The organism is Solemya pervernicosa gill symbiont, assembly GCF_002020875.1.
Lineage (GTDB): Bacteria > Pseudomonadota > Gammaproteobacteria.
Genome location: NZ_MPRL01000011.1, coordinates 14,125 through 34,478, shown reverse-complemented (window position 1 = coordinate 34,478; position 20,354 = coordinate 14,125). Strand labels below are relative to the sequence as shown.

General features: G+C 47.8%; 19 protein-coding genes, 1 tRNA gene and 1 pseudogene. 9 read left to right on the top strand and 12 right to left on the bottom strand.

What is annotated here, in order from left to right:
- Nucleotides 1-52: 52 nt before the first annotated feature.
- From BOW52_RS04200 to BOW52_RS04185, 4 genes are all read left to right on the top strand, one after another.
- Nucleotides 53-128, top strand: a tRNA-Thr gene (locus BOW52_RS04200).
- 365 nt (nucleotides 129-493) lie between these two features.
- Nucleotides 494-922, top strand: coding sequence for a DUF6641 family protein (locus BOW52_RS04195; protein WP_078482835.1), 429 nt, complete (start codon nucleotides 494-496; stop codon nucleotides 920-922).
- A 55-nt stretch (nucleotides 923-977) separates the two neighbouring features.
- Entirely contained in the window at nucleotides 978-2,258 is a 1,281-nt protein-coding gene (locus tag BOW52_RS04190; RefSeq protein WP_078482834.1) for a tyrosine-type recombinase/integrase, read from the top strand.
- Between the two features lie 17 nt (nucleotides 2,259-2,275).
- Nucleotides 2,276-3,622, top strand: a complete 1,347-nt coding sequence (locus tag BOW52_RS04185; protein WP_078482833.1) for a hypothetical protein — start codon at nucleotides 2,276-2,278, stop codon at nucleotides 3,620-3,622.
- A 43-nt stretch (nucleotides 3,623-3,665) separates the two neighbouring features.
- On the opposite strand, the gene BOW52_RS04180 is transcribed toward BOW52_RS04185, so the two are convergent.
- A complete protein-coding gene (locus BOW52_RS04180) occupies nucleotides 3,666-4,241 on the bottom strand; it encodes a hypothetical protein (protein ID WP_135622016.1) in 576 nt (191 codons plus the stop codon).
- A 208-nt stretch (nucleotides 4,242-4,449) separates the two neighbouring features.
- Here BOW52_RS04180 and BOW52_RS04175 point away from each other — a divergent pair, with 208 nt between their 5' ends.
- Nucleotides 4,450-5,277, top strand: a complete 828-nt coding sequence (locus BOW52_RS04175) for a hypothetical protein (protein WP_078482831.1) — start codon at nucleotides 4,450-4,452, stop codon at nucleotides 5,275-5,277.
- 62 nt (nucleotides 5,278-5,339) lie between these two features.
- On the opposite strand, the gene BOW52_RS04170 is transcribed toward BOW52_RS04175, so the two are convergent.
- The 3 genes from BOW52_RS04170 to BOW52_RS04160 all read right to left on the bottom strand — a co-directional run bounded on the left by BOW52_RS04170 (nucleotide 5,340) and on the right by BOW52_RS04160 (nucleotide 6,915).
- Nucleotides 5,340-5,525: a hypothetical protein gene (locus BOW52_RS04170; protein WP_078482830.1), complete on the bottom strand. Its 186-nt coding sequence runs from the start codon at nucleotides 5,523-5,525 to the stop codon at nucleotides 5,340-5,342.
- 2 nt (nucleotides 5,526-5,527) lie between these two features.
- Nucleotides 5,528-6,079 carry a hypothetical protein gene (locus tag BOW52_RS04165; protein WP_172840142.1) on the bottom strand — a complete coding sequence of 184 codons (552 nt, stop codon included), beginning with the start codon at nucleotides 6,077-6,079 and terminating at the stop codon, nucleotides 5,528-5,530.
- Nucleotides 6,080-6,333: 254 nt separating this feature from the next.
- Nucleotides 6,334-6,915 (bottom strand): tyrosine-type recombinase/integrase, encoded by a 582-nt coding sequence (locus BOW52_RS04160; protein WP_078482828.1) that lies wholly within the window; start codon nucleotides 6,913-6,915, stop codon nucleotides 6,334-6,336.
- Between the two features lie 249 nt (nucleotides 6,916-7,164).
- Between BOW52_RS04160 and BOW52_RS04155 the strand changes: the two genes are divergently transcribed.
- Nucleotides 7,165-7,983: a PDDEXK family nuclease gene (locus tag BOW52_RS04155; RefSeq protein WP_078482827.1), complete on the top strand. Its 819-nt coding sequence runs from the start codon at nucleotides 7,165-7,167 to the stop codon at nucleotides 7,981-7,983.
- A gap of 29 nt (nucleotides 7,984-8,012) precedes the next feature.
- On the opposite strand, the gene BOW52_RS04150 is transcribed toward BOW52_RS04155, so the two are convergent.
- Nucleotides 8,013-9,269, bottom strand: coding sequence for a DNA cytosine methyltransferase (locus BOW52_RS04150; RefSeq protein WP_078482826.1), 1,257 nt, complete (start codon nucleotides 9,267-9,269; stop codon nucleotides 8,013-8,015).
- Between the two features lie 893 nt (nucleotides 9,270-10,162).
- On the bottom strand, nucleotides 10,163-10,984 hold the full coding sequence (locus tag BOW52_RS04145; RefSeq protein ID WP_172840141.1) for an esterase/lipase family protein: 822 nt from the start codon (nucleotides 10,982-10,984) through the stop codon (nucleotides 10,163-10,165).
- 135 nt (nucleotides 10,985-11,119) lie between these two features.
- Here BOW52_RS04145 and BOW52_RS04140 point away from each other — a divergent pair, with 135 nt between their 5' ends.
- From BOW52_RS04140 to BOW52_RS04130, 3 genes are read left to right on the top strand one after another with little or no spacing between them, the layout of a single operon-like run.
- Nucleotides 11,120-11,611 carry a hypothetical protein gene (locus BOW52_RS04140; RefSeq protein WP_078482824.1) on the top strand — a complete coding sequence of 164 codons (492 nt, stop codon included), beginning with the start codon at nucleotides 11,120-11,122 and terminating at the stop codon, nucleotides 11,609-11,611.
- Between the two features lie 6 nt (nucleotides 11,612-11,617).
- The gene (locus BOW52_RS04135; RefSeq protein WP_236725635.1) at nucleotides 11,618-12,694 is read left to right on the top strand and encodes an FAD:protein FMN transferase; all 1,077 of its coding nucleotides are present in this window, start codon (nucleotides 11,618-11,620) and stop codon (nucleotides 12,692-12,694) included.
- Entirely contained in the window at nucleotides 12,691-12,945 is a 255-nt protein-coding gene (locus tag BOW52_RS04130; protein WP_078482823.1) for a hypothetical protein, read from the top strand. Before BOW52_RS04135 ends, BOW52_RS04130 begins: the two co-directional genes overlap by 4 nt.
- Before the next feature lie 2 nt (nucleotides 12,946-12,947).
- Here the strand turns inward: BOW52_RS04130 and rimO are convergent.
- From rimO to BOW52_RS04100, 6 genes and pseudogenes are all read right to left on the bottom strand, one after another.
- A pseudogene (gene rimO, locus BOW52_RS04125) lies at nucleotides 12,948-14,268 on the bottom strand (30S ribosomal protein S12 methylthiotransferase RimO).
- 429 nt (nucleotides 14,269-14,697) lie between these two features.
- Nucleotides 14,698-15,570, bottom strand: coding sequence for a carboxylating nicotinate-nucleotide diphosphorylase (gene nadC, locus BOW52_RS04120; protein WP_078482822.1), 873 nt, complete (start codon nucleotides 15,568-15,570; stop codon nucleotides 14,698-14,700).
- Between the two features lie 5 nt (nucleotides 15,571-15,575).
- The gene (locus tag BOW52_RS04115; RefSeq protein ID WP_078482821.1) at nucleotides 15,576-15,926 is read right to left on the bottom strand and encodes an FKBP-type peptidyl-prolyl cis-trans isomerase; all 351 of its coding nucleotides are present in this window, start codon (nucleotides 15,924-15,926) and stop codon (nucleotides 15,576-15,578) included.
- Nucleotides 15,927-16,229: 303 nt separating this feature from the next.
- A complete protein-coding gene (locus BOW52_RS04110; RefSeq protein WP_078482820.1) occupies nucleotides 16,230-17,552 on the bottom strand; it encodes an autotransporter outer membrane beta-barrel domain-containing protein in 1,323 nt (440 codons plus the stop codon).
- A 758-nt stretch (nucleotides 17,553-18,310) separates the two neighbouring features.
- Nucleotides 18,311-18,700 carry an AbiU2 domain-containing protein gene (locus BOW52_RS04105; protein ID WP_078482819.1) on the bottom strand — a complete coding sequence of 130 codons (390 nt, stop codon included), beginning with the start codon at nucleotides 18,698-18,700 and terminating at the stop codon, nucleotides 18,311-18,313.
- 269 nt (nucleotides 18,701-18,969) lie between these two features.
- Nucleotides 18,970-20,331 (bottom strand): alanine/glycine:cation symporter family protein, encoded by a 1,362-nt coding sequence (locus BOW52_RS04100; RefSeq protein WP_078482870.1) that lies wholly within the window; start codon nucleotides 20,329-20,331, stop codon nucleotides 18,970-18,972.
- Nucleotides 20,332-20,354: the final 23 nt, after the last annotated feature.

Below are 20,354 nucleotides of genomic sequence, written 5' to 3'. Positions count from 1 at the left end.
CAGAGAAGTTTCCCGCTCCACCTCTTTTCTTATATAATCCCGTCCGCATCAGGCCGGAATAGCTCAGTTGGTAGAGCAACGCACTCGTAACGCGTGGGTCGTAGGTTCGATTCCTATTTCCGGCACCATTATCTATCTATAAAACAATGGGTTGTCACTTTGATGGTGGCAGCCCATTCGTTTTTATGATCTACACATAAGTTACACAATCAATAAAAAGTAAGTGATTTAAACAACTTACGAACCTCGAAGTTACACAGAAAGTACACGGAAATTACACAAAGCTCGCTTATTCAGTGGAAAAAAATGCCAGCTTAAACAAGCTAGCTGGCAGGAAGGGCTCTTCGGAGGGCATCTGAAGAGGCTTACATAATCCACTTGCCTTACCTGAGAGTATGTAAGAACCGTCCTATTTTGTTGTCAGCATTTTCCTAGGCACGCTCAGAAAAGTAGGTGACGATCTCCTTAGTACTAACAAGAGGAGATTGTTCATATGCCAATACTTTCGAAGCTTAGTTTTGTTAAGGATCAAGAGCGCAATATCCAAGCTGATCCAGTCCTATTACGTCGTTCGAAGCTCTCAGCGCGTTTACATGAACAGCTAGAGATGGCAAAGGCTGCGATAAAGCATGAGCCGTACATCAAATACCGCTCAGTTTGGGTAGATGACACCGAATCAGGCGAAAAGGTGAAGAAGGAGTTGCCGAGGAAGATGCGTAAGTGGTTCTTCGAGTTGCACGACGAGTGGTTCTTCCAGATCAACTATGGCAATCGAAAGATCAAAGCCAAAGGTGGGATGAGCACTATCAAGGTCGGTAATATGGAGGGTTTGGTATCCGCTATTGAGTTGCTGATTGATGCTGTGAACGCAGGAGAGCTTGATAAGCAGCTTGCCGATGCCTACGTGCGGAAAGCTGGTTGAGTTGGTTTGTAGCTGTGTGCCATAGTGAGAGTTACACAAAATTAGTAGCTCTACTATGGCGCACACCTACGACGAGTTCAAAATCAGGGATGGCAAAATACTGCTATATCGTCGCAGCGATAGCGGTGATAACTGGCACTGTCGTATCAAATTCCCATCTAAGCCCTATATCCGGCGCTCACTCAAAACAGACAGTAGAGAAGAAGCGAAGCAGTTAGCGGAGGAGATCTTCGCTGAGCTTAATTACAAGAGTAAGCGTGGATTAGCGGTAACAAGCCGTAAATTCAGGGCTGTAGCCAAATCCTTTGTCGAACAACTCGATGCACGTGTTGCAAAAGACACGATCAACGACAAGCGAGCACATGACTATAAGTTGGTCATTGATCGCTACCTCATTCCCTATTTCGGCAAGAAGAGTATCGACAATATCAGTGATGCAGATGTTGAGCGCTACCGTGAGTGGAGAAAGGTCTACTGGATCAGCGGTGAGGGTTCAAAAGCGGAGTTCATCGAGTACGAGCGTGGTGGGAAGCTGATTAGGTCGCCGAAGCGTAAACCGAAGCTGCCATCAAACAATACCCTCAACAAAGAAGATTCTGTACTAAGACAGATATTTCAGCATGGGCGAGTGCACGGCTTTATAACTCAGGAAGAGATACCGATCATCAAGAATCAGCCAGTTAAAAAGAACCGTAGACCGGCATTTGATGTGAAGGAATATCGAAGGCTGATCAGAGTCGCATACTGGCGCTACAAAAAGGCACCAGACGAAAATGTAGCCGCACGGCGCCGACTTCTTCATGAGTATGTGCTCTTTATGGTTAATGCTGGTACTCGACCGATAGAGGCGGCGACATTGCGTTGGCGTGATGTTGAGACCTTTACAGCAAAAAACAGTGAAGGTGAGCAGCAGGAGTACATCAAGATTTCTGTGAGAGGTAAGGCTAAGAAGCGTACATGTGTACCGATGCCAAGAATCGCAGTGTATTTGGAGCGAATTAAAGCGGCACAGATTGAGCATGGTAAACAGAACGACTTCACTGTAGAGCCTGATGATTTAGTGTTCAGGGATCGTTACGGAAAATCAGTAAAAAGCTTCAAAAAAGGGTTTGATGAACTGCTAGAAGCATCTGGTTTGACCTATGACAACCATAACTTGAAACGGAGTATCTATTCGCTACGCCATACATATGCGACATTCCGCCTGATATATGGTGGCGTTAATGTGTATGACTTAGCTGAGAATATGGGTACGAGTGTTCAGATGATTGAGAAGCACTATGGTCACTTGAAGCCAGAAGATGTGGCTGAGAGGCTGACTAGAGTGGTTATGTAAAAGGGAAGAATGAGGGTATGGATAAGATTCAAGATATTTTATTGAGTGATAAAACTAAATGGTGGTCAGTAAAGGGTTTGATATTAGGTTTTGTCTGTGCGTTATTGGCAAGTGTTGCCTTTAATGCGTTGATTGAAGATCGGGTTATTGCTGTACGTGTGTTTATTATTATTGCAGTCTCCTGGATGGTTATATGGATATCAAAGAATAGAATAAGGAAGGTTTCAAAAGGGAAGGTTGGTATTCTTTTGTGTGTTTATTCAAAAGATGAGGATGTAGATGAGAGAATAAGAGAAGATTTTGTATCGAGGCTCAATGAGGCGTTAATAAGTAGTGATGAAAGAGTGTTGGTGGATGTTATTAATGTCCCTAGTCACATTGCATTGAGGTATGACGATTTCGAGTCGGCTTGTCAGTTGCTGTCACAGGCAAAAGCTCATTTCTTGCTTTATGGTGTTGTTAGAAAAAGGGGTGATCAATATATATTGGATATGAACGCTCGTGTTGTACACAGAGAGCTAAATGATGATTCTAAGAAAAAACTTAGAAGAGATATTGATTCTGCGTGGATTAAAAGATACAAGATAAATGGTGCTGATGAGACTATAGAGTTATTCGAAATGTCATCGGAAATGGTTGCAGTTAGTTCAAGATATATTATTGCACTGGCTGCATTGGCGTCATGGGCATTCGATCTTTCAGAAATACTGCTCATTAATATAAAAAAAGAACTCTCCAATAAGAGTTACCCAGATTTACCAGCTATTACAGAAATAAAAAAAGGAATAAATTCTAAACTGAATTCAATATATCTGTTCTACGCACAAAGATATTTGCAGATATGGGTGGAAACTCGTGATGAATCAAATATAAAAATTATGGAGGATATTCTAAATAAAGTTATCGGGTTCGAAAAGAGATCAGGTCAGGTTTTAACTGGTTTAGCTATTGCCTCACTAGTTCTGAGAAGTGATATCCGTAAATCAGAAGCATATATGAATAAAATTAAGAAAAAATATAGAGATAAGGTATGGTTTCTAAATCAGGGTTTTCTTAGTGCATGTCAGTCTAATGAAAGGCAGGCGCAGAATAATTATGATGTTGCTATTGGTATGAATGAATCAGGGAATGAAAGTTTATCACTCGAAAAAATATCAGAATTCGAGGATTTTATGTGCTGGTATATTAATGATGGTAGAGGTAATTCCCTTCATAAATATTTATTAGCTGTTCTTAACGATAAGATTAAGGGAGATGTTGATAGGGCTAGGATAGATTATCTAGACTTCCTAGATAAAAATATTGATGGTAGTAATCCTCTATCGGTTAAGAATGCAATATCAAGGTTGTCTTTGCTGGAGTAGTGTGTATTTGTATCTTAAGTGACAGTGCGGCACATGTGCCGCTCTATGGAAATGTCCCTTTCTTAATCTGTTTGAATGCGTCTGTTACAGATCGTTTGTGCCGAGTAACCTTCCTCTCAGCACTGTGAATTGCTCCTAAGTACCACGCCTGTCCACGACTATCCTTTGGTGGTTCGGGTGGTATGAATCCCATCTTAATAGCTGTCTCTATCCTAGATAGTCCCTCATTCTCTAGGCAATGCCATGTTTTGAGATATGTGGCTAGTTTCTGGGGTTTGATGAACTGTAATGGCATGGATGGCTGAAAGCGTGCTCTAGAAGCAGGTGTGTAGTTGTGCTCCTCCTCATGTTTCTTGATGAGATTCTTGAGCATTTGAAGAGATCTGGAAGGGGTGACTGAAAGGTCAATGCTTAGATAGAGGTGGTTATCTAGCTTCTTCTTCGGAAATCTATCTAGTAGCTGTACTGGGTCTCCAATATAAGGCTCGCAAAAGAGCTCAAATCCATAATCTGGATGATCCCACCATTCTTTGAATGTCTTGAATTGTTCTAAGTCGCCAAATTCCTTCGGGTAGCCTAGAGGAGATGCTTTGGCGTACTCGAACCACTGCTCATACACCGACTTTCTCCACAATAAGCCACGTGGAGGATTGCCATTCTTTGTGTATGTAAAGACTTCTCTTTTTATCCAACGAGACATAAGTAACGCTCACACAAGTGCGTAGACAAACGTCTCCTAGTTTACCCTAAACTGTAATTGTGTCGAGGGAAATCCTTCCTGATCACTTAAACAGATAAGCGGCACATGTGCCGCATAGGAGATAAAGATGAATAATCGAAAAGCTACGGTGTTGCCGAACTCTGATCTTGGAATGTATATGGACAAGATTTCTGGCTATCTACATACAATGAATGTGTCTCGTATCGAAGTAGGAAGATTGCTGCTCGAAGCAGAAAATAAGCTTAAAGAGAGTGAGTATAAGGAACTTACTGCATGGACTGGACTTGGAAAACGATCTCTAGAGAAGCTGAAGCAGGTGGCTAGAAATAAGTTGATAACTTCAAATGTAGATAGACTACCTAAGTCGTGGGGTACGCTTGTCGAGATATCCAGGCTCAATGAGGTCGAGTTCAAAGAGCTTGTAGATGACCGTAAGATGATAAAGCGTGAATCTACCCGCTATGAGGTGATTAAAGTAATAAAAGACCATCGAGGAGAACTGGCTGAAGAGAGGGGTGAAGAGGTTAGGCTGTTCACTATAAAGGTAAAAGGGAAGGTGGATGGAGATTTGATCGATAAGTTCAATCAAGTCCACGAGATAATGGAAAAAGTTTCAAAAATTGATGGCGTAATAGTAAATGATGATTGCAGTTATAAAGTGGATTCATACCTAGAGAAAGACAATAAGAAGATGGAGAATAAGGAGTTCAAGGAGGCACGTGATTACATATTTGGTTTGTTGAAGTCGAAGAAAAAACAACTCGGTAAAAATTATCACCGTGATATTGGTCACGGGGTAGAGGATATGTTTACTGATTCTATTGCCGACTGTGTAGAATTGTTGGGCGGGGACAGAGTGTTCAATATTGTCGGGAGCATGAGTTTGTATGACAACTATAATATGGATAGATATGTAAAGATGTACTCCCATTAGATCGTGCAGATGTAGTGGTTGGTGAAGTGGGTGATCTTAAGGCGCCTAAGATCATCACTTTATCAATATTCGAGTGTTGAGACGATCATCTTGGCAAGTAGATCTATCTTCTTGTTGGTATCCTTCTCTCGAAGTAGTTTGTGGTACTGACGTCCAAGATCCTTATTCGGGTGTTTAGAGAGTGTTCTACTGATGCTTGATTCGTTTAGGCAGTCGCGATCACCACAGTATTCATCAAACGAGAGCATGATTACCTCCGTATTTCTTCGGCAATGAAACAAAATCCACCGAAGTCGAAAGGGTGAATGGAAGATGATTCGTTGTTTTCTAGGTTTTTTGCAATATATTCACTTATGCCGTTTACGTCATATATCTCCGTAACATCAATACCATTTACATCAAACACGTTGAAGTAGCTTCCATTTGATGATTCTCTAGTAATCTTTCTAGCGTGCTTAGCTACAAATCTTCTAAACTGCGCAGTAGTGAAATCTGAGTTCTTTTCGTCTTCTTTAATGAGTAGATGGAAGTGAAGCGGCGGTTGTTTTGAGCCGAATTTCAAATGTTTCCTCATCTTATTGATGTCTGTATGGCACTCTGAGTTTAAGCTGCGCTTATTCTGGCGTTCAGCAGCAATAAATCCAGTTAGACCGCGTTTGTTATCTCCGTATTTGTTTCCATAAAGCCTTCTATTGATGAAATGGAGTAGTAGATTCGTGCACTGGATCATCTGATTGTCACTAATCTCATATTTTGGGGTAATAGTGAGCATGAACCTGTAGGGTCCATTTGTTGTAATCATCTCTATATAGCTATTGGTTAATTGATTGATATTGTTTGTATTCATAAATTTATCTCTATACGTAATTATTGGATCAAGACTATTTAATCTCGGATACGTTGGTAATACCTAAACGAGAGATCTTGATATGTACTACTACTTATACGTACAGATATTTTGGAATTGGCAGCCTGATAAGTAGGCTAGCCATAGTGGTTACTTCCTTATATCAATGTGCTACACGATAAGGAAGTAATGCATTCTATGAGTGGGATCTAGATAGCTACTTCAGCAATCTTCTTGAGTCGCTCAGGATTGTCCTCTACGTATTCGGCAGTCATCGATATCGTGCTGTGACCCATCAATCGACTCACAGCCTTGATGTCTACACCTCGCTCAATCAGCCTGGTAGCAAATGTACGCCTTCCGCTGTGACTAGAGGCGCCATCTAAGCCAGCATCTCGATACATTCGCGCAAATAACATCTGTAGGCTGTTGGGTGAAAACCTACCACCTTTCTGCGATAAAAAGAGTGGTTCATGATCAGAATATCTTTTTTTATCAGTAAGATAGCTAGATAATGCGGGTATTACCTTCGTGCTAGAAAGGTAGACGTGTCTCTGCTTTCCCCCCTTTGTCTTGTCGCTAGTGAGGTTTATGGTAGATTTGAGCTCATTACAGGGAAGGAGCACGTCAGCAATGGATAGCGCAGCCAATTCTTTCGCCCGCAATCCCAAACCAAATGACATGAACAGCAGCGCTGTGTTTCGTGCTGCGTGCCTGTTCGTCTTCTGTAAGCGTACAATTCGATTGAACTCTGGTTCAGTCAGTACTCGTGCTTTCCCTTCTCTTGGCATCTCGGCTCTCCAGCAAATGTGTGATTACTCTAATGAGTATCAACAAACTACATCTTCTTGGGCAACCGGTATTTTTGGTAATGCGTAACCGTCTGATTTATTCGGTAATGTTTAGTAATTAGAGTATGTAAATATTACCGCTTTAGAATTGAATCTACTGATTCTGCATTGTTACCTATGTGTTGGAATGCTGTGTGTGAAAGGTGGTGGACTGTCGCAATACTTTCGTGATTATTAAGGAGGAAAAGAGTGAAAAATGAAGATGAGGTCATTGCAGGCGTTAAGAGTATAGCTATTTGGTGGTTCAGTCAGCGTCGTAAGAAGCTTGTCGAGCAGTTAAATGAAACGATGTCGATTAACCCATTTCTTATGCCTTTTCTCTGTGACTACCATGATCTAGATGGTTTAGATGAATTGGCTGAACTCATTGTAGCAAGTCATTTAATGACTGGACACAATACTGGATTTGGTAAGTTGGTAGATGAAAAAATACTTCCAAATGTTTTTGGTGCAAAAAAACTAGACAAAAAATTCAGGGAATCAAACCAGCCATTTTCAGAGTCTTGTTTCGATGAAATTGATCACATTATTACTCGCCGCAACGGTAAAGTAGAGCTTCTTTCATTAAAAGCAGGTAAATGGACTATACAGCTTACTATGTCAGTCCAATTAAATGGTGCATTTCATGAAATCCTTACAAAGCACCCAAGAACTGTCTCGGACATTGTTGTAGGTGTCTTTTACGGTGACCGGAGCTCGTTAACAGATAAATACGATATATTGAGAGGGATAAATAGGGGGGCTAACCATGATGTTGTAGACCTGACTGATAGGGTTTTTGTGTATGCTGGAAGAGAATTCTGGGCATGGCTCAACGATGGTCAGGAACAGACTCAAGAATGGGTTATGAGAGGGATTACGGCGGCGTTAGATGAAGAGAAAATTAATGAAACTTCGTCAAAATTACTTGCGCAGTTTAAGAAAGGGGTGGTCGAAAAGTACCATAAAGATGTGGTACGTAATGGAGAGCTAGATTGGGAGCTCCTTTTGAAGAAAATAAATGGATGAGCCAGATGGATTAATCATAATCCTAGTGTTTATAGAGGATCTAGTTGAGTGTTGTCAGCTTTATTGAGTTTGTCGTAATAGCATTTGTCGCCAGAATAAGATTCACCATCCTTCCAAAATGTTCTTGTTCTAACATGCGGTCTTAAGTGGGTTATTGTGTGGGTACACAAAGGCTTTTTTGATCTACCGTGCTCTTCAATTTGTTTAATTAACCTCGCAATTACTTCTCCAGCAACTTTGCCTAGTCTTGTGGGTACAGCATTGCCTACCTGTCTAAACTTTGCGGTTGTGTTTCCTTGAAACTCCCATGATGGTGGAAATTCTTGTATTGCAGCTGCTTCTCCTACTGAGATTGCTCTAAGTTCCTTAGGGTGACACATGCTAGTACCTGCATGGTTAGGCATAGTAACAACAGTTGGGCTAGGGAATTTGAATGATAATTTTCTCCAGTATGCGCTTCTTCCGCCTTTTAAATACCAGCTCTTTTTCATCGATTCTTTTTGAATGTCAACTGGCAGGCTTCGCCAGTTTCCACCTTCAGGAACCATGGCTAAGTACTTAAGTTTTCTTGGGCTAAAGTTCATCACTTCAGGATGGCTGTCAATGAACCCTTTCTTGGGATCAATAGCATCACCAAGGGTCTTGAATGGTGGTAGATTGTCTTTGGGTCTATTGCTGAACTCAGGTTCCGGGAATTCGGCTTGATATCCAAATCTGTTGCCGATTAATAGAACTCTTTCTCTGATTTGTGGGGCGCCATAGTTAACTGAATTAACGACGAAGCAGTCTACGTTATAACCGATCTTATTGAACTCTTCGAATATGCGTTTAATAAGAGAGCCCTTCTCAAAGTATTCTCTAGGTATCTTCTTGTCATCCAATAGTTCTTGCTTGTTTGGTGTGATCGACATTGAAAGTAATCCCCTCACATTTTCCATAAGAAAAGTGGCGGGCTTTGTCTCTTCAATGACTCGAAGGAACTCAAATACTAATTGTCCTCTTGCGTCTTCAATCCCAAGTCTATTTCCAAATACACTAAATGCTTGGCATGGAGGTCCACCTGCAACAAGTACGATTCGTTTTCTTCCGAATTTACCTTGCTTTTTAAGGTCTTTACCTGTGACCTCTTCAATAGAAGTGTCAAATACTGGGAGGTCGGGTCTGTTGTGTTTGATTGTTTCTACAGCTTCTTTATCGTTCTCTACGCATACCGCAGTTTCAAAGCCAGCCATTTCGAGACCAAGATCTAGACCCATGGCACCGCTAAACAGTGAGATAAATTTCATTCTTTTATAAGCCTTCGCTAGATATGCGGTAGTCGTTTATTCCATGATTGTTAAGCCAGGTGTTCAATCGGTCTAGTGATGCCCACTCGCGTTTTGATCCGCGTGTTGAAACAAGCGGTGAAACGTTGCCATTTTCAAGTACTATCATCACTGTCCAAATTGGTTTGTTGCTATCAAGTCTTTTTCCCTTGCAAGGAAAAGCTTTAATAACCTCAATCCTCTCAATTAGCTTGCTTGAGAGTGCTTCGAGAAATGTGTTTTGCTTCATGCGCGAAGTTCAACATCCTATAAAATGATTGTCAACATATATTATGTTGAAAACTACACAAAAAGCGCACAAATAGAAAAACACAGAAATAATACAATAAAAACGATGGATAATATGCAGTATAAATACTCGTAACGCGTGGGTCGTAGGTTCGATTCCTATTTCCGGCACCAATTAGTTAAACGATAAAAACCCCGATCATATGATCGGGGTTTTTTGTTTGTGCGCGGATAATTTTATGTGGTCAGAATCTACCCAGGTCATCGTCGAGTAGGGTGCCGGCGAAGAGTGCGAGAACTGCGAGTCCGATGAGTGTCAGTTCGATCATGTGAAAACCCTCCTGAATTCAATGTCTGCTCGAGCACAAATGTAGTATCAATATTTTGTTTGTGAACCGTCTTTTATTAGAAACTTAACTTATTACTATGTTTTTATGTTGTTGCAGTGGGTTCTTCTCTGAGTGCGGGTGAAATTGACGATAACTATATGAATAACAGTCGGTTATTGGTAAAAAATGGCGTGTAGTGTGTAGGTTTTAACAGCCGGGTGGGTGTCAGCAAGAGTTGCCACGCCCTGCATGAGGGATGCTCAGGCAGAGCGTGGTCTGATGTCTGTGAAGAGAGGTTTACTTAAGTATCTTGGCGAGCAGGTTTCCATCGGCAGGGTTGAGGCTGTGGCCTGCGAGGGTGATGTGACGCTCGGCGCGACCACGTAGTGCGGACACCTGGTTGAGATCCTGGCTGAAGGCGGGCACAAGAGAGTCACCCTGACCATTCGGATCTGTGCGAATAATGGTGTGGTAACTGATCTGGGGGTGGGGCTGCTGGTTCAGCCAGACGGTCAGGGCACCGGGGGTCATGTCGATCAGGGCGCCACGTGAGTATTTGAGGTAGTCGTAGTCGTTACCACCGACCATCGATTTCAGAAAATCGATACCAGGGCCTGGGCAGAAGAAGGGTTTGCTATCGACGATATCGAGCCCTTCAATCGCACGGGGCGTACCAAGGTTTGGTGTGGCAATGGTGACCAGGCGGTCGATTTTTGGGGCGTCGCCGCGCACTGTGACCAGTCTCGCCACCAGGCCACCGGCCGAGTGGCCGACCAGTGTCAGCGATTCGTCAAGATGTTGCTGGCGTATCTGCGCTATCGCGTTGAAGAGCAGGCTGGCCTGTATCAGCAGCGGTGCTTCGGCCGGCAGGTTGGTTCTGTAAAGCTTGTTGCCTGAGGCGGTGTTGGTGGGGTAGAGCTGCATGCCGCTGGGCGCGGCTGCATAGACACCGGCATCCTCCCAGCCGTGTTGTCGCATCACGGGAACCACGCCGTTAACCATCCAGGTCTCGGCATTAGAGTTCCAGCCGTGTACCAGCACAGCTACATCAGCGCGTGCGACCGCAGTCGTTAGCAGTAGGGCGGCTAAAATCTTTGACGAAATTTTGAGTCTCTTCATTCTCTTCACCATATCGATCGGGCAGGATTATCGCTCCATTGTAACCGTATTGGCCTGGCTGCTTCACCACGCTGCAAGTACGGTTTGCAGGCTATTCACTCTATGAAGAGGGAGTCTCTGAGTTAAGATCAGGGAATGGAAGCTGTAACAGATGAGAGCAAACCGACCCTGTCGCTGATCGTTGATGAGCAGGATGAGGGAGTGACCGAGATCGAGCTGCGCCCTGAGGGGCGTGATGGGCAGGTGATCTACCATCTCGCCTGCCATATGCACTCGCTGATTGAAGAGGGTGATGAGGACTATCTTGAGGATGAGGGTCCGGAGTGGCGTACCACCGCCTCGTCAGAGATTCTCGTTTCGGCTTCTGAGGTGGAACCTCTGCTCGAGCAGCTACGCAGTGAGCCGATACCGGCTGTGCCGCCGCAGGTTGCCGAGTCAGTTGCACCTATCTACACACTCACCCTGACCAGTGGCGGCAATAACAGTAGTTACAGCTGGCAGGATAAGGCCCCCGAGGCGTGGCAGCTGCTTGGTCGTGTCGTCACCGGTCTGCTCTCGCTGGCCGATAAACGCTGTAATCAGCAGGCGGTTGTCTTTAAGGTGCTCGCCAATCCACATATTGAGTAGCTCGGAATGGAAATGATTCAATATCGGTTTAAACGACAATCGCTGCTATTTACCCTTGTTGCTGCACTACTGTTATCGGCCTGCTCGCGCGACGCGCTCCATCACCAGCAGATCTACATCTTCGGTACTCTGGTTGATGTCTCGGTCTGGGGGCCTGATAAGAAGCAGGCCGGTGAGGCGATCGATGCGGTGGCCGCTGACTTTCAGCAGATGCACTACGAGTGGCACGCCTGGAAACCGGGGCCGCTGGTTGATCTTAATGTTGCCTTTAGCGAGGGGCGTTCGATAGAGGTGCTCGAGTCACTGCTACCGGTGATCGAGGAGTCTCGGCAGCTCTATCTGCAGAGCGATGGACTTTTCAATCCCGCAATTGGCGGCTTGATCGATCTGTGGGGTTTTCACAGCGATGAGCTGCCGGTCGGACCACCACCCACGGCCGAGGAGATCGCAGCACTGATTGCGCAGCGTCCTGCAATGGATCAGATCTTCATTGATGGCCGCCTGGTGCGTAGTGGTAATCCGGCGGTGCAGCTCGATTTTGGTGGTTTTGCCAAGGGTTATGCCGTCGATCTCGCTATCCAGCGGCTGCGCTCGATGGGCGTTGAACACGCTATCGTCAATGCGGGTGGCGACCTACGTGCCATCGGCCAGCGGGGCGGACGCAACTGGCGCATCGGTATCAAACATCCGCAGGGAGAGGGAGTGATTGCAGCACTAGAGGTGGAGGGTGATGAGAGCATCTTTACCTCCGGTAACTATGAGCGCTATCACGAGTACAAAGGTCAACGCTATCCGCACATCATCGATCCGCGCGATGGTATGCCGGTGCGTCACATCGCCTCTGCTACTGTTATTCATAACAGGGGGAGTGTCGCCGATGCCGCCGCTACGGCACTGGTGGTTGCCGGAGTTGAGGGTTGGCACCGCGTCGCTCGTAACATGGGGATTCGTTATGCACTGCTGGTCGATGAGTCGGGAACGCTCTATCTCAACCCGGCAATGAAAAAGCGCTTGATGATCGATGGCGAGATGCCGGAAAAGGTGGTGGTGAGCGGACCGCTATTTGAGGGGGATGTAGAGTGAGTGATGACTACACACCAATCGACTGCGGGCTCTACAGCCGCTTCGAGGTGGCGATTATGCATCGCTGCCGGTTGCGCTTGAGCTGGAGCGATGTAACGGGCACGGCACACATTGATACGGTTATGCCGCTCGATCTGGAGACCCGTGAGGGCTCGGAGTATCTGATTGCCGAGAGTTCGCTGGGTGATGCGATTCGCCTACGCCTCGACCTGATCACATCATTTGATCCCGTCGACGAGTGCATCGAATAGGTTTAACGCTCTATGCGGTGTGCCCAAAGATCGTGGGCGTCGCTGGCGTCGATCTCCACCTCGACAAACTCACCCACCGGCAGCTCGCCGCCATCGTTGATGATCACTACCCCATCGACCTCAGGCGCATCGCCACCACTACGGGCAATCGCCAGATCACCCTCGATATCATCGACCAACACCCTCATCTTGCGACCGACCTTGGCCGCCAGACGATCGGCACTGATCTCCTCCTGACGTTCCATTAGCCGCTCCAGGCGCTCAAGCTTCAGCTCTTCGGGCACCGCACCCGGTAGCTCGTTAGCTGTGGCCCCTTCAACGGCGGAGTAGGTGAAGGCACCGGCTCGATCGATACCCGCCTCTTCGATGAAATCCAACAGGGTTTCAAAGTCTTCTTCGGTCTCGCCGGGAAAGCCGACAATAAAGGTGCTGCGTAGGGTCAGGTCAGGGCAGTCACGTCGCCACTGCTCAATGCGGCGCAATGCATTCTCGCTGTTCGCAGGGCGACGCATCGCCTTGAGGATGGGCGGACTGGCGTGCTGTAGCGGCGCATCGAGGTAGGGAAGAATGGTGCCATCGGCCATCAACGTCAGCAGCTCGTCGATGTGCGGATAGGGGTAGTGGAGGCGAATCCACATCCCCATATCACCGAGAATCTTCGCCATCTCAGTGAGACGGCTCTTCACCGGCCGTCCCTGCCAGAAACTGGTCTGGTATTTGGTGTCTACCCCGTAGGCACCGCTATCCTGTGAGACCACCAGCAGCTCCTTCACCCCGGCCCCAGCAAGGCGCTCTGCCTCGTCGAGCACCTCATTGATGGGACGGCTGACCAGTTTTCCGCGCATTGAGGGGATGATGCAGAAGCTGCACGACTGGTTACACCCCTCGGAGATCTTTAGATAGGCATAGTGGCGAGGGGTGAGTTTGATCCCCTGAGGGGGGAGCAGATCAATATGTGGGTTGTGTTCGGGGGGGGGGGAGCTGACCGTGGACCGCCTCCATCACCTCCTCGAACGCCTGCGGGCCGGTTACGGCCAACACATCGGGCTGGACCTCGCGGATTCGTCCCTCATCGGCACCGAGACAGCCGGTAACGATCACCTTGCCGTTCTCATCCATCGCCTCGCTGATCGCGTCGAGTGACTCCTGCACGGCGCTATCGATAAAACCGCAGGTATTCACAATCACCAGGTTCGCTTCATCGTAGTCGGGGGCGAGCTGATAACCCTCGGCACGTAGTCGCGTCAGAATGCGTTCTGAGTCGACCGTCGCCTTGGGGCAGCCGAGGCTGACAAAGCCGATTTTTCCACCTTGATTGTTCATTTGATTAGGAATCTTTTTTCTCCGACCAGTTTTTCGCGATAAACCCGGTATCCATGCTGGTATAGCCGTTTTTCAGCAACATAGCCCCGCGAAGGAGAATCGCTTATACACAGGGGGTAATGCAATTGCAACATTCGGTGAATTAATTTCCTATGCAACAGGTTGGTATATTATTAAATGCTGTAAAACGTTGTTATTTATAAAGAAAAATATTGTGATGCAGATTTCATCAATCTAACGAAATACCAGTCGTAGTGCGGGCTAGCGCATTCATCTACCAATTACTCCACAGAGTTATCCACAGCTTTTGTGGATAACGGTTAAAGTTGTGTTGTGACAGGTTGTTAGCGAATACTTTAAGAAACTTCTTAAGAAGTGTGGCGTAACTTACATTCAAAATAAGTGAAAAATATTTTCCTGTAGTGTGCCTTATGACACACCTTCGGCGAGCCGCATCGAAAGGTCGACGGCACGAATATCCTTGGTCAGGGAACCGATCGAAATGTAGTCAACGCCGGTGGCGGCAATCGAGACGATCGTCTCATCGGTAATCCCGCCGGAGGCCTCCAGTTTGGCCCGTCCGCAGTTGAGTTCAACGGCACGGCGCAGCAGCTCAGGGGGCATATTGTCGAGCAGAATCCGTTTGCAACCGGAGAGTAACGCCTCTTCCAGCTGTGCCAGATCCTCCACCTCCACCTCCACCTCCACCTCCACCTCTACCTCAATCATCACGCCCTCTTCGACACTGGCACGTGCCGTGAGTAGCGCAGCGGTGATCGAACCGGCAGCGGCGATGTGGTTCTCCTTGATCAATATCGCGTCGAAGAGACCGATGCGGTGATTCCGTCCGCCACCGCATCTCACCGCGTACTTCTGCGCGTGGCGTAATCCCGGCAGCGTCTTGCGTGTATCGAGAATGGTCGCCCCACTGCCAGCAATCAGATCAACGTAGTGGCGGGTGGCGGTTGCGGTAGCGGAGAGGGTCTGCAGAATGTTGAGCGCAGCACGCTCACCGGTGAGCAGATTCCGCGAAGAGCCGTGCAGAGTGCAGAGCGGCTGGTCGGCTGCGACCTGTTCACCCTCCGAAACCAACCATTCGACAGTGATAGTGGCATCGATCTGATGAAACACCTGATCGAACCAGGGGCGACCACTAATCACCGCAGCCTCACGGCAGATCACCGTTGCCGTGGAGAGGGCGTTAACGGGTATCAGCGCGGCGGTGAGATCACCATTGCCGATATCCTCCTCCAGTGCGGTGGCGACGTTCCGCCGAATCTCCTCGATCAGCGCCTGCTCCATCGCTGTTACTCAGAGACCTCGAGTAGCTCAACCTCAAAGATCAGTGTTGCGTTGGGGGGTATTACACCACCGGCACCGTTCTCGCCGTAACCGAGGTTGGAGGGGACGGTCAGCTTGCGCTTGCCGCCAACCTTCATGCCGACAACACCCTCGTCCCAACCCTTGATCACATAACCACAGGCCATCGGGAAGCTGAACGGATCGTTACGATCAACACTTGAGTCGAACTTGGTGCCATCCTCAAGCCAGCCGGTGTAGTGGACAACAGCGGTCTGACCGCGGCCAGTCGCCTCGGTGCCTTCGCCAATGGTGATCTCTTCATACTGCAGGCCTGAATCGGTGGTGATAGTGGTCATGGTCTCTCCAAGTGTTTTGATTTTGGTGGCTATTATGCCATTGGGGTGGGGAAACAGGTAACAGACAACAGGCAACGGAATGTAGGGTGGGATTAGCGCGCCCTGAGCGAAGCGAGGAAGTGCCCTTGGGGTGAAAGTGATACCCCCCAATGGGAGATGTGGTTAGGGCTTGGATAATTTGTTGGGTTTCACTGCGTTCAACCCAACCAACATAGAACCGTAGGGTAGGCACGTACGCGCCACGCGGAAAGTCTAGTCCGTAGCCCGGATGAAATGGAATGTAATCCGGAGCTGGCGCATGCTTTAGAACGTTGTCTGCCAGGATGCTGCAATCCACCTGGTAGGCATTGCGCCTTCCGTCGTGGTATTCAACATAACTGAAAACTTCCCGTTGTCTGAGCTGTTCTCTACGCCAATACCAACTTTGTACCATGTCGATTTATCATAGTCTTGGCCAGTGAAATTGAATGTATATGCGTTTGGTACATGACCAGAGATGTTTGCATCCTCGTAATTGAGTCGGTGTGCAACTTCAAGGCTAGTCGCGAAAGCGATCTGTGAATTGGCAATGGGTTTGCTTGCGTTGAAGCCCAACCGTATGTCGGTGACGTTTTCATCATGACGATCAAACGATGCTGGTAATGCGCCACCCGTCTCTGTGTATGACTCAGTGCTTACATCTCTGTGCGTGAGATCTATGTATGGGCTGATCTGAAAACTGTTCGCCAAATATAGGTCTTGCCAATCAAGTCTTGCTCTAACCCCCCAGCTGGATATTTCAGGGTTGCCTGATGATAAGTATGGTGTGGCACCGAAGAGATAACCGCGCTCTATTTCGGCGTCCCATCGATGGTGGTAAAGGCCAAGGGTTACAAATAAGTTCTCAGAACTGGCATTGTGATAAATGCTCTCCAGAATGAAATATTTACCATCACCATCAGCGCTTCCGTTGTAATCTAACTCTTGTCTGACCCAGGTTTTACCCAGAGAGGCGTTGATTTGTGTGGTTCCATAATTGTAGCCCACACCAACTTCTGCCAGTTTTGCGGTGGCGTTGCTGTTGTAGTGGTTGTCGACACCCCAATCTCCAGCAACCCAGAACGCCCTCTTGTTTTTAGTAACTTGTCTGGATAGTGGGCGACTATGAGCACCGTGGATAACCGTGTCTTCTGCTAATGAAAAAAGCTTGAATGCCTTATGGGTGTTTTCAATGCTAGTTACGCTACTGGTTATATCGATAGCGTAATAGGTTGGGTCATCAGAGGTGTGACAATCGTTGCAGGCACCGCTTCCATCCCAGGCAATGCTCAGATGATCTTTGTAAGCAAACAGTGGCCCGAGGGCTTCCCCTGAAGGGGATGTGTCTTGTGAGTCTACAGAGGTTCCCAGTTGAAATTGGACTGTTTCAGCGAGGCCTATAGCGAGGTCTGGGTCCTCCCACCAAGGCTGTGCTTCTAATAATTCAGGGTTATCGGAAAAACTAAAATAGTTGGTAGTTAAAATATAACTTGTATCATCGTATTCAACGGTGATCGGGGTTGCCGGAGGAGTAGGATCAGCGAATAGTGATTGAATCACCATCAATCCGACAATAAGTCCAGTTGCGGTTGGGTTTTTAAATACCATGATCTGCCTTCCGAGATGAGTCTAATTGGCTTGTTCTAATTGCGAGTTGGACGGGATTATACGTTAGTAAAGGCTTGTGGGTATGCAAATCATGATCAATCGAGTCTAATCCTATTGGGCCTTCAGGCGAGGTCAGAACTCGCTTCGCTCAGACATGCTGCCCTCTTCTCGCTGAAATCACTGCGATGCTCGGCGATGTAGAAGGGAGAAGAAAGTCAAAACCAATCAGGGCCAATGCTAAATCGCAAGTTATGGGTAATAGGTATACTGTCCCCGGAATTTCGCGCGGATCGTTGTTTGTGTCGCTGACGCGACGTGATTTATGAATGCGGGTGGCTGACTCGCGGCAGGTTACTTTCTCTTGCACGGCCAAGAGAAACTAACGAAAGAGAAGGCCGCCCCACGATTTGCCGCTTCGCGGACCACTTACTTCCCACAATTTCAGGCGCGGGCAGAACTCGCTTCGCTCAGACAGGCTGCCCGCTTAACCCTGAAATCGCTGCGAGGCTCGCTCTGCATCGAAGGGGAGAAATATCAAAGCCGTGGTCTGTCAACTATCAATTGCGCTTCTTCTGATTCGAACGCATCTCACGTAATCCCTGAAGATCACGCAATAATCTCAATGTGTCTGTTTCTGCATTGAGATTGAACGCATGTGTGCTTTTGTCCCAACCGAGGGTTATTGTATTTAATAGTAGTTTGGTGTGCTCTACTAAGGATTTTAGTTCGTCGGGGGTGATTTCTGCTTTTCGGAATGCTTATTTAGAACAAATTTTCTTAGATTTGTGGCCAAAAACAGTGTTTCTTAAAATTGCTACTTTTCTGAATAAAGGTTCGCATTCAGCTCCTATGCTAAGGACGGTTTTTTTGATCTCTGCCGAAAATGGGTGTGATTCTTTAACTATTTTTACCAAGCCCGGAACGTTAACTGTATCTGATCTTGGCTCGTGAACGCGATATAGAGCGATCAAAAGGGCTGCAAAATGAGCATGAATGGCAGTCTGAAAATACAGAGTATAGGTATTCATTGTGTCAACGAATATAGGGCGTGTTTCTTCACCATTGAATGTGCGCCATATATCGTAATTTAAACTGGCAATATTGGCTGCATGGCGCAGTTCCGTTACATATTTATTAATGTCGTCCATGTCATTGCTACCAGTAATTAAGCTAGACAGAATTCGAATTCTGGGGACAGTATACCTGTTACAGAACCCTGCCAGCTTTGAGACTGCATCCCTGTAACCTCCACAACTCCTAAACTATTCCACGTGAGCATACAAATCATGCCCACCCTCGCTGACCGCGGGGCGCCGTAGGCATAAACGGTCGCGTTAAGTATTTGCCGCTTGCTTGGGCTTGGATGCCCAAAACAAGCTTCCGCAAAAATAGCGACTCCCCGGAAACCAAACATCAACTACTGAGTCCGCTCCTGCGACTTAGAAAAGTAATCATTTTTCATCTTCTTTACCAGCCCTGCCAACAGTATCAGCCCGATCAGGTTGGGTAGTGCCATCAGGATATTGGTGGTGTCTGCAAGGTTCCAGACCAGTTGCAGTGGTACGGGAGCACCGAAGGCGACGACGATGGTGTAGAGGACTCGATAGGGCATTACTGCCGCTTCGCCGAAGAGGAAGCGGGCGGAGCGGTCGCCGTAGTAGGACCAGGCGATAATGGTGGAGAAGGCGAAGAGCGAGAGACCGATGCCGACGACCAGTGCTCCGGCGTTACCGAGGCTCTGGCTGAAGGCGTGGGCGGTGAGGGCGGCGCCGACCAGGTCATCGGGGCGGTCGATGTAGCTGCCGGTGACGATGATCACCAGGCCGGTGAGGGTGCAGATGACGATGGTGTCGATGAAGGGCTCCATCATCGCGACCAGACCTTCGCGGACCGGTTCGTTGGTGCGAGCGGCGGCGTGGGCCATCGGCGAGGAGCCGAGGCCTGCTTCGTTGGAGAAGAGGCCGCGGGCGACACCCCAGCGGATCGCCTCGCCGACGGCGGCACCACCGACGACCCAGGGGTTGAGTGCGGCTTCAAAGATGGTGGCAAATGCGGCGGGGATCGCCTCGTAGCTGTTGGCCAGTACGATCAGTGCGGCGGCGATGTAGATCGTTGCCATGAAGGGGACTAGTACCGAGGCGACCTTGGCGATACGTTTGATGCCGCCGATGATCACCAGACCTACCAGGACGGCCATGACGATACCGATTAGCCAGGAGAGCTCTCCTACGGGTGGATAGATGTAGCGTATGCCATCAACGACCGAGTTGGCCTGCACCATGTTGCCGATACCGAACGAGGCGATCAGTGCAAAAACGGCAAAGACGATGGCGGTGCGCTTCATCTTCAGACCGTTCAACAGGGTGTACATCGGGCCACCCGCGATCTCACCATCGCGGCTAACCTCGCGGAATTGCAGCGCCAGGGTACATTCGGTGAACTTGGTCGCCATGCCGAAGAAGGCAGTCATCCACATCCAGAAGAGTGCGCCGGGGCCGCCGAGCGAGATGGCGGTGGCGACACCGGCGATATTACCGGTGCCGACGGTGGCGGAGAGTGCTGCGGAGAGCGCCTGGAAGTGGGAGACCTCGCCGGTATCTTTGTGACTGCTGTAGCGACCGCCGATCAGGTTGATCGCATGGCGAAAGCCACGAATCTGGATGAAGCCGATTCTGATGGTTAAGTAGAGGCCGGTGCCGAGCAGGGCGATCAGGGTGAGTTCGTTGCCCCAGAGTGCGTCCGCGATCTTGCCGCTCCAGGCGGTGAGCAATTCGATCAGCGTTTGCGTCTCTTCACCGCTTT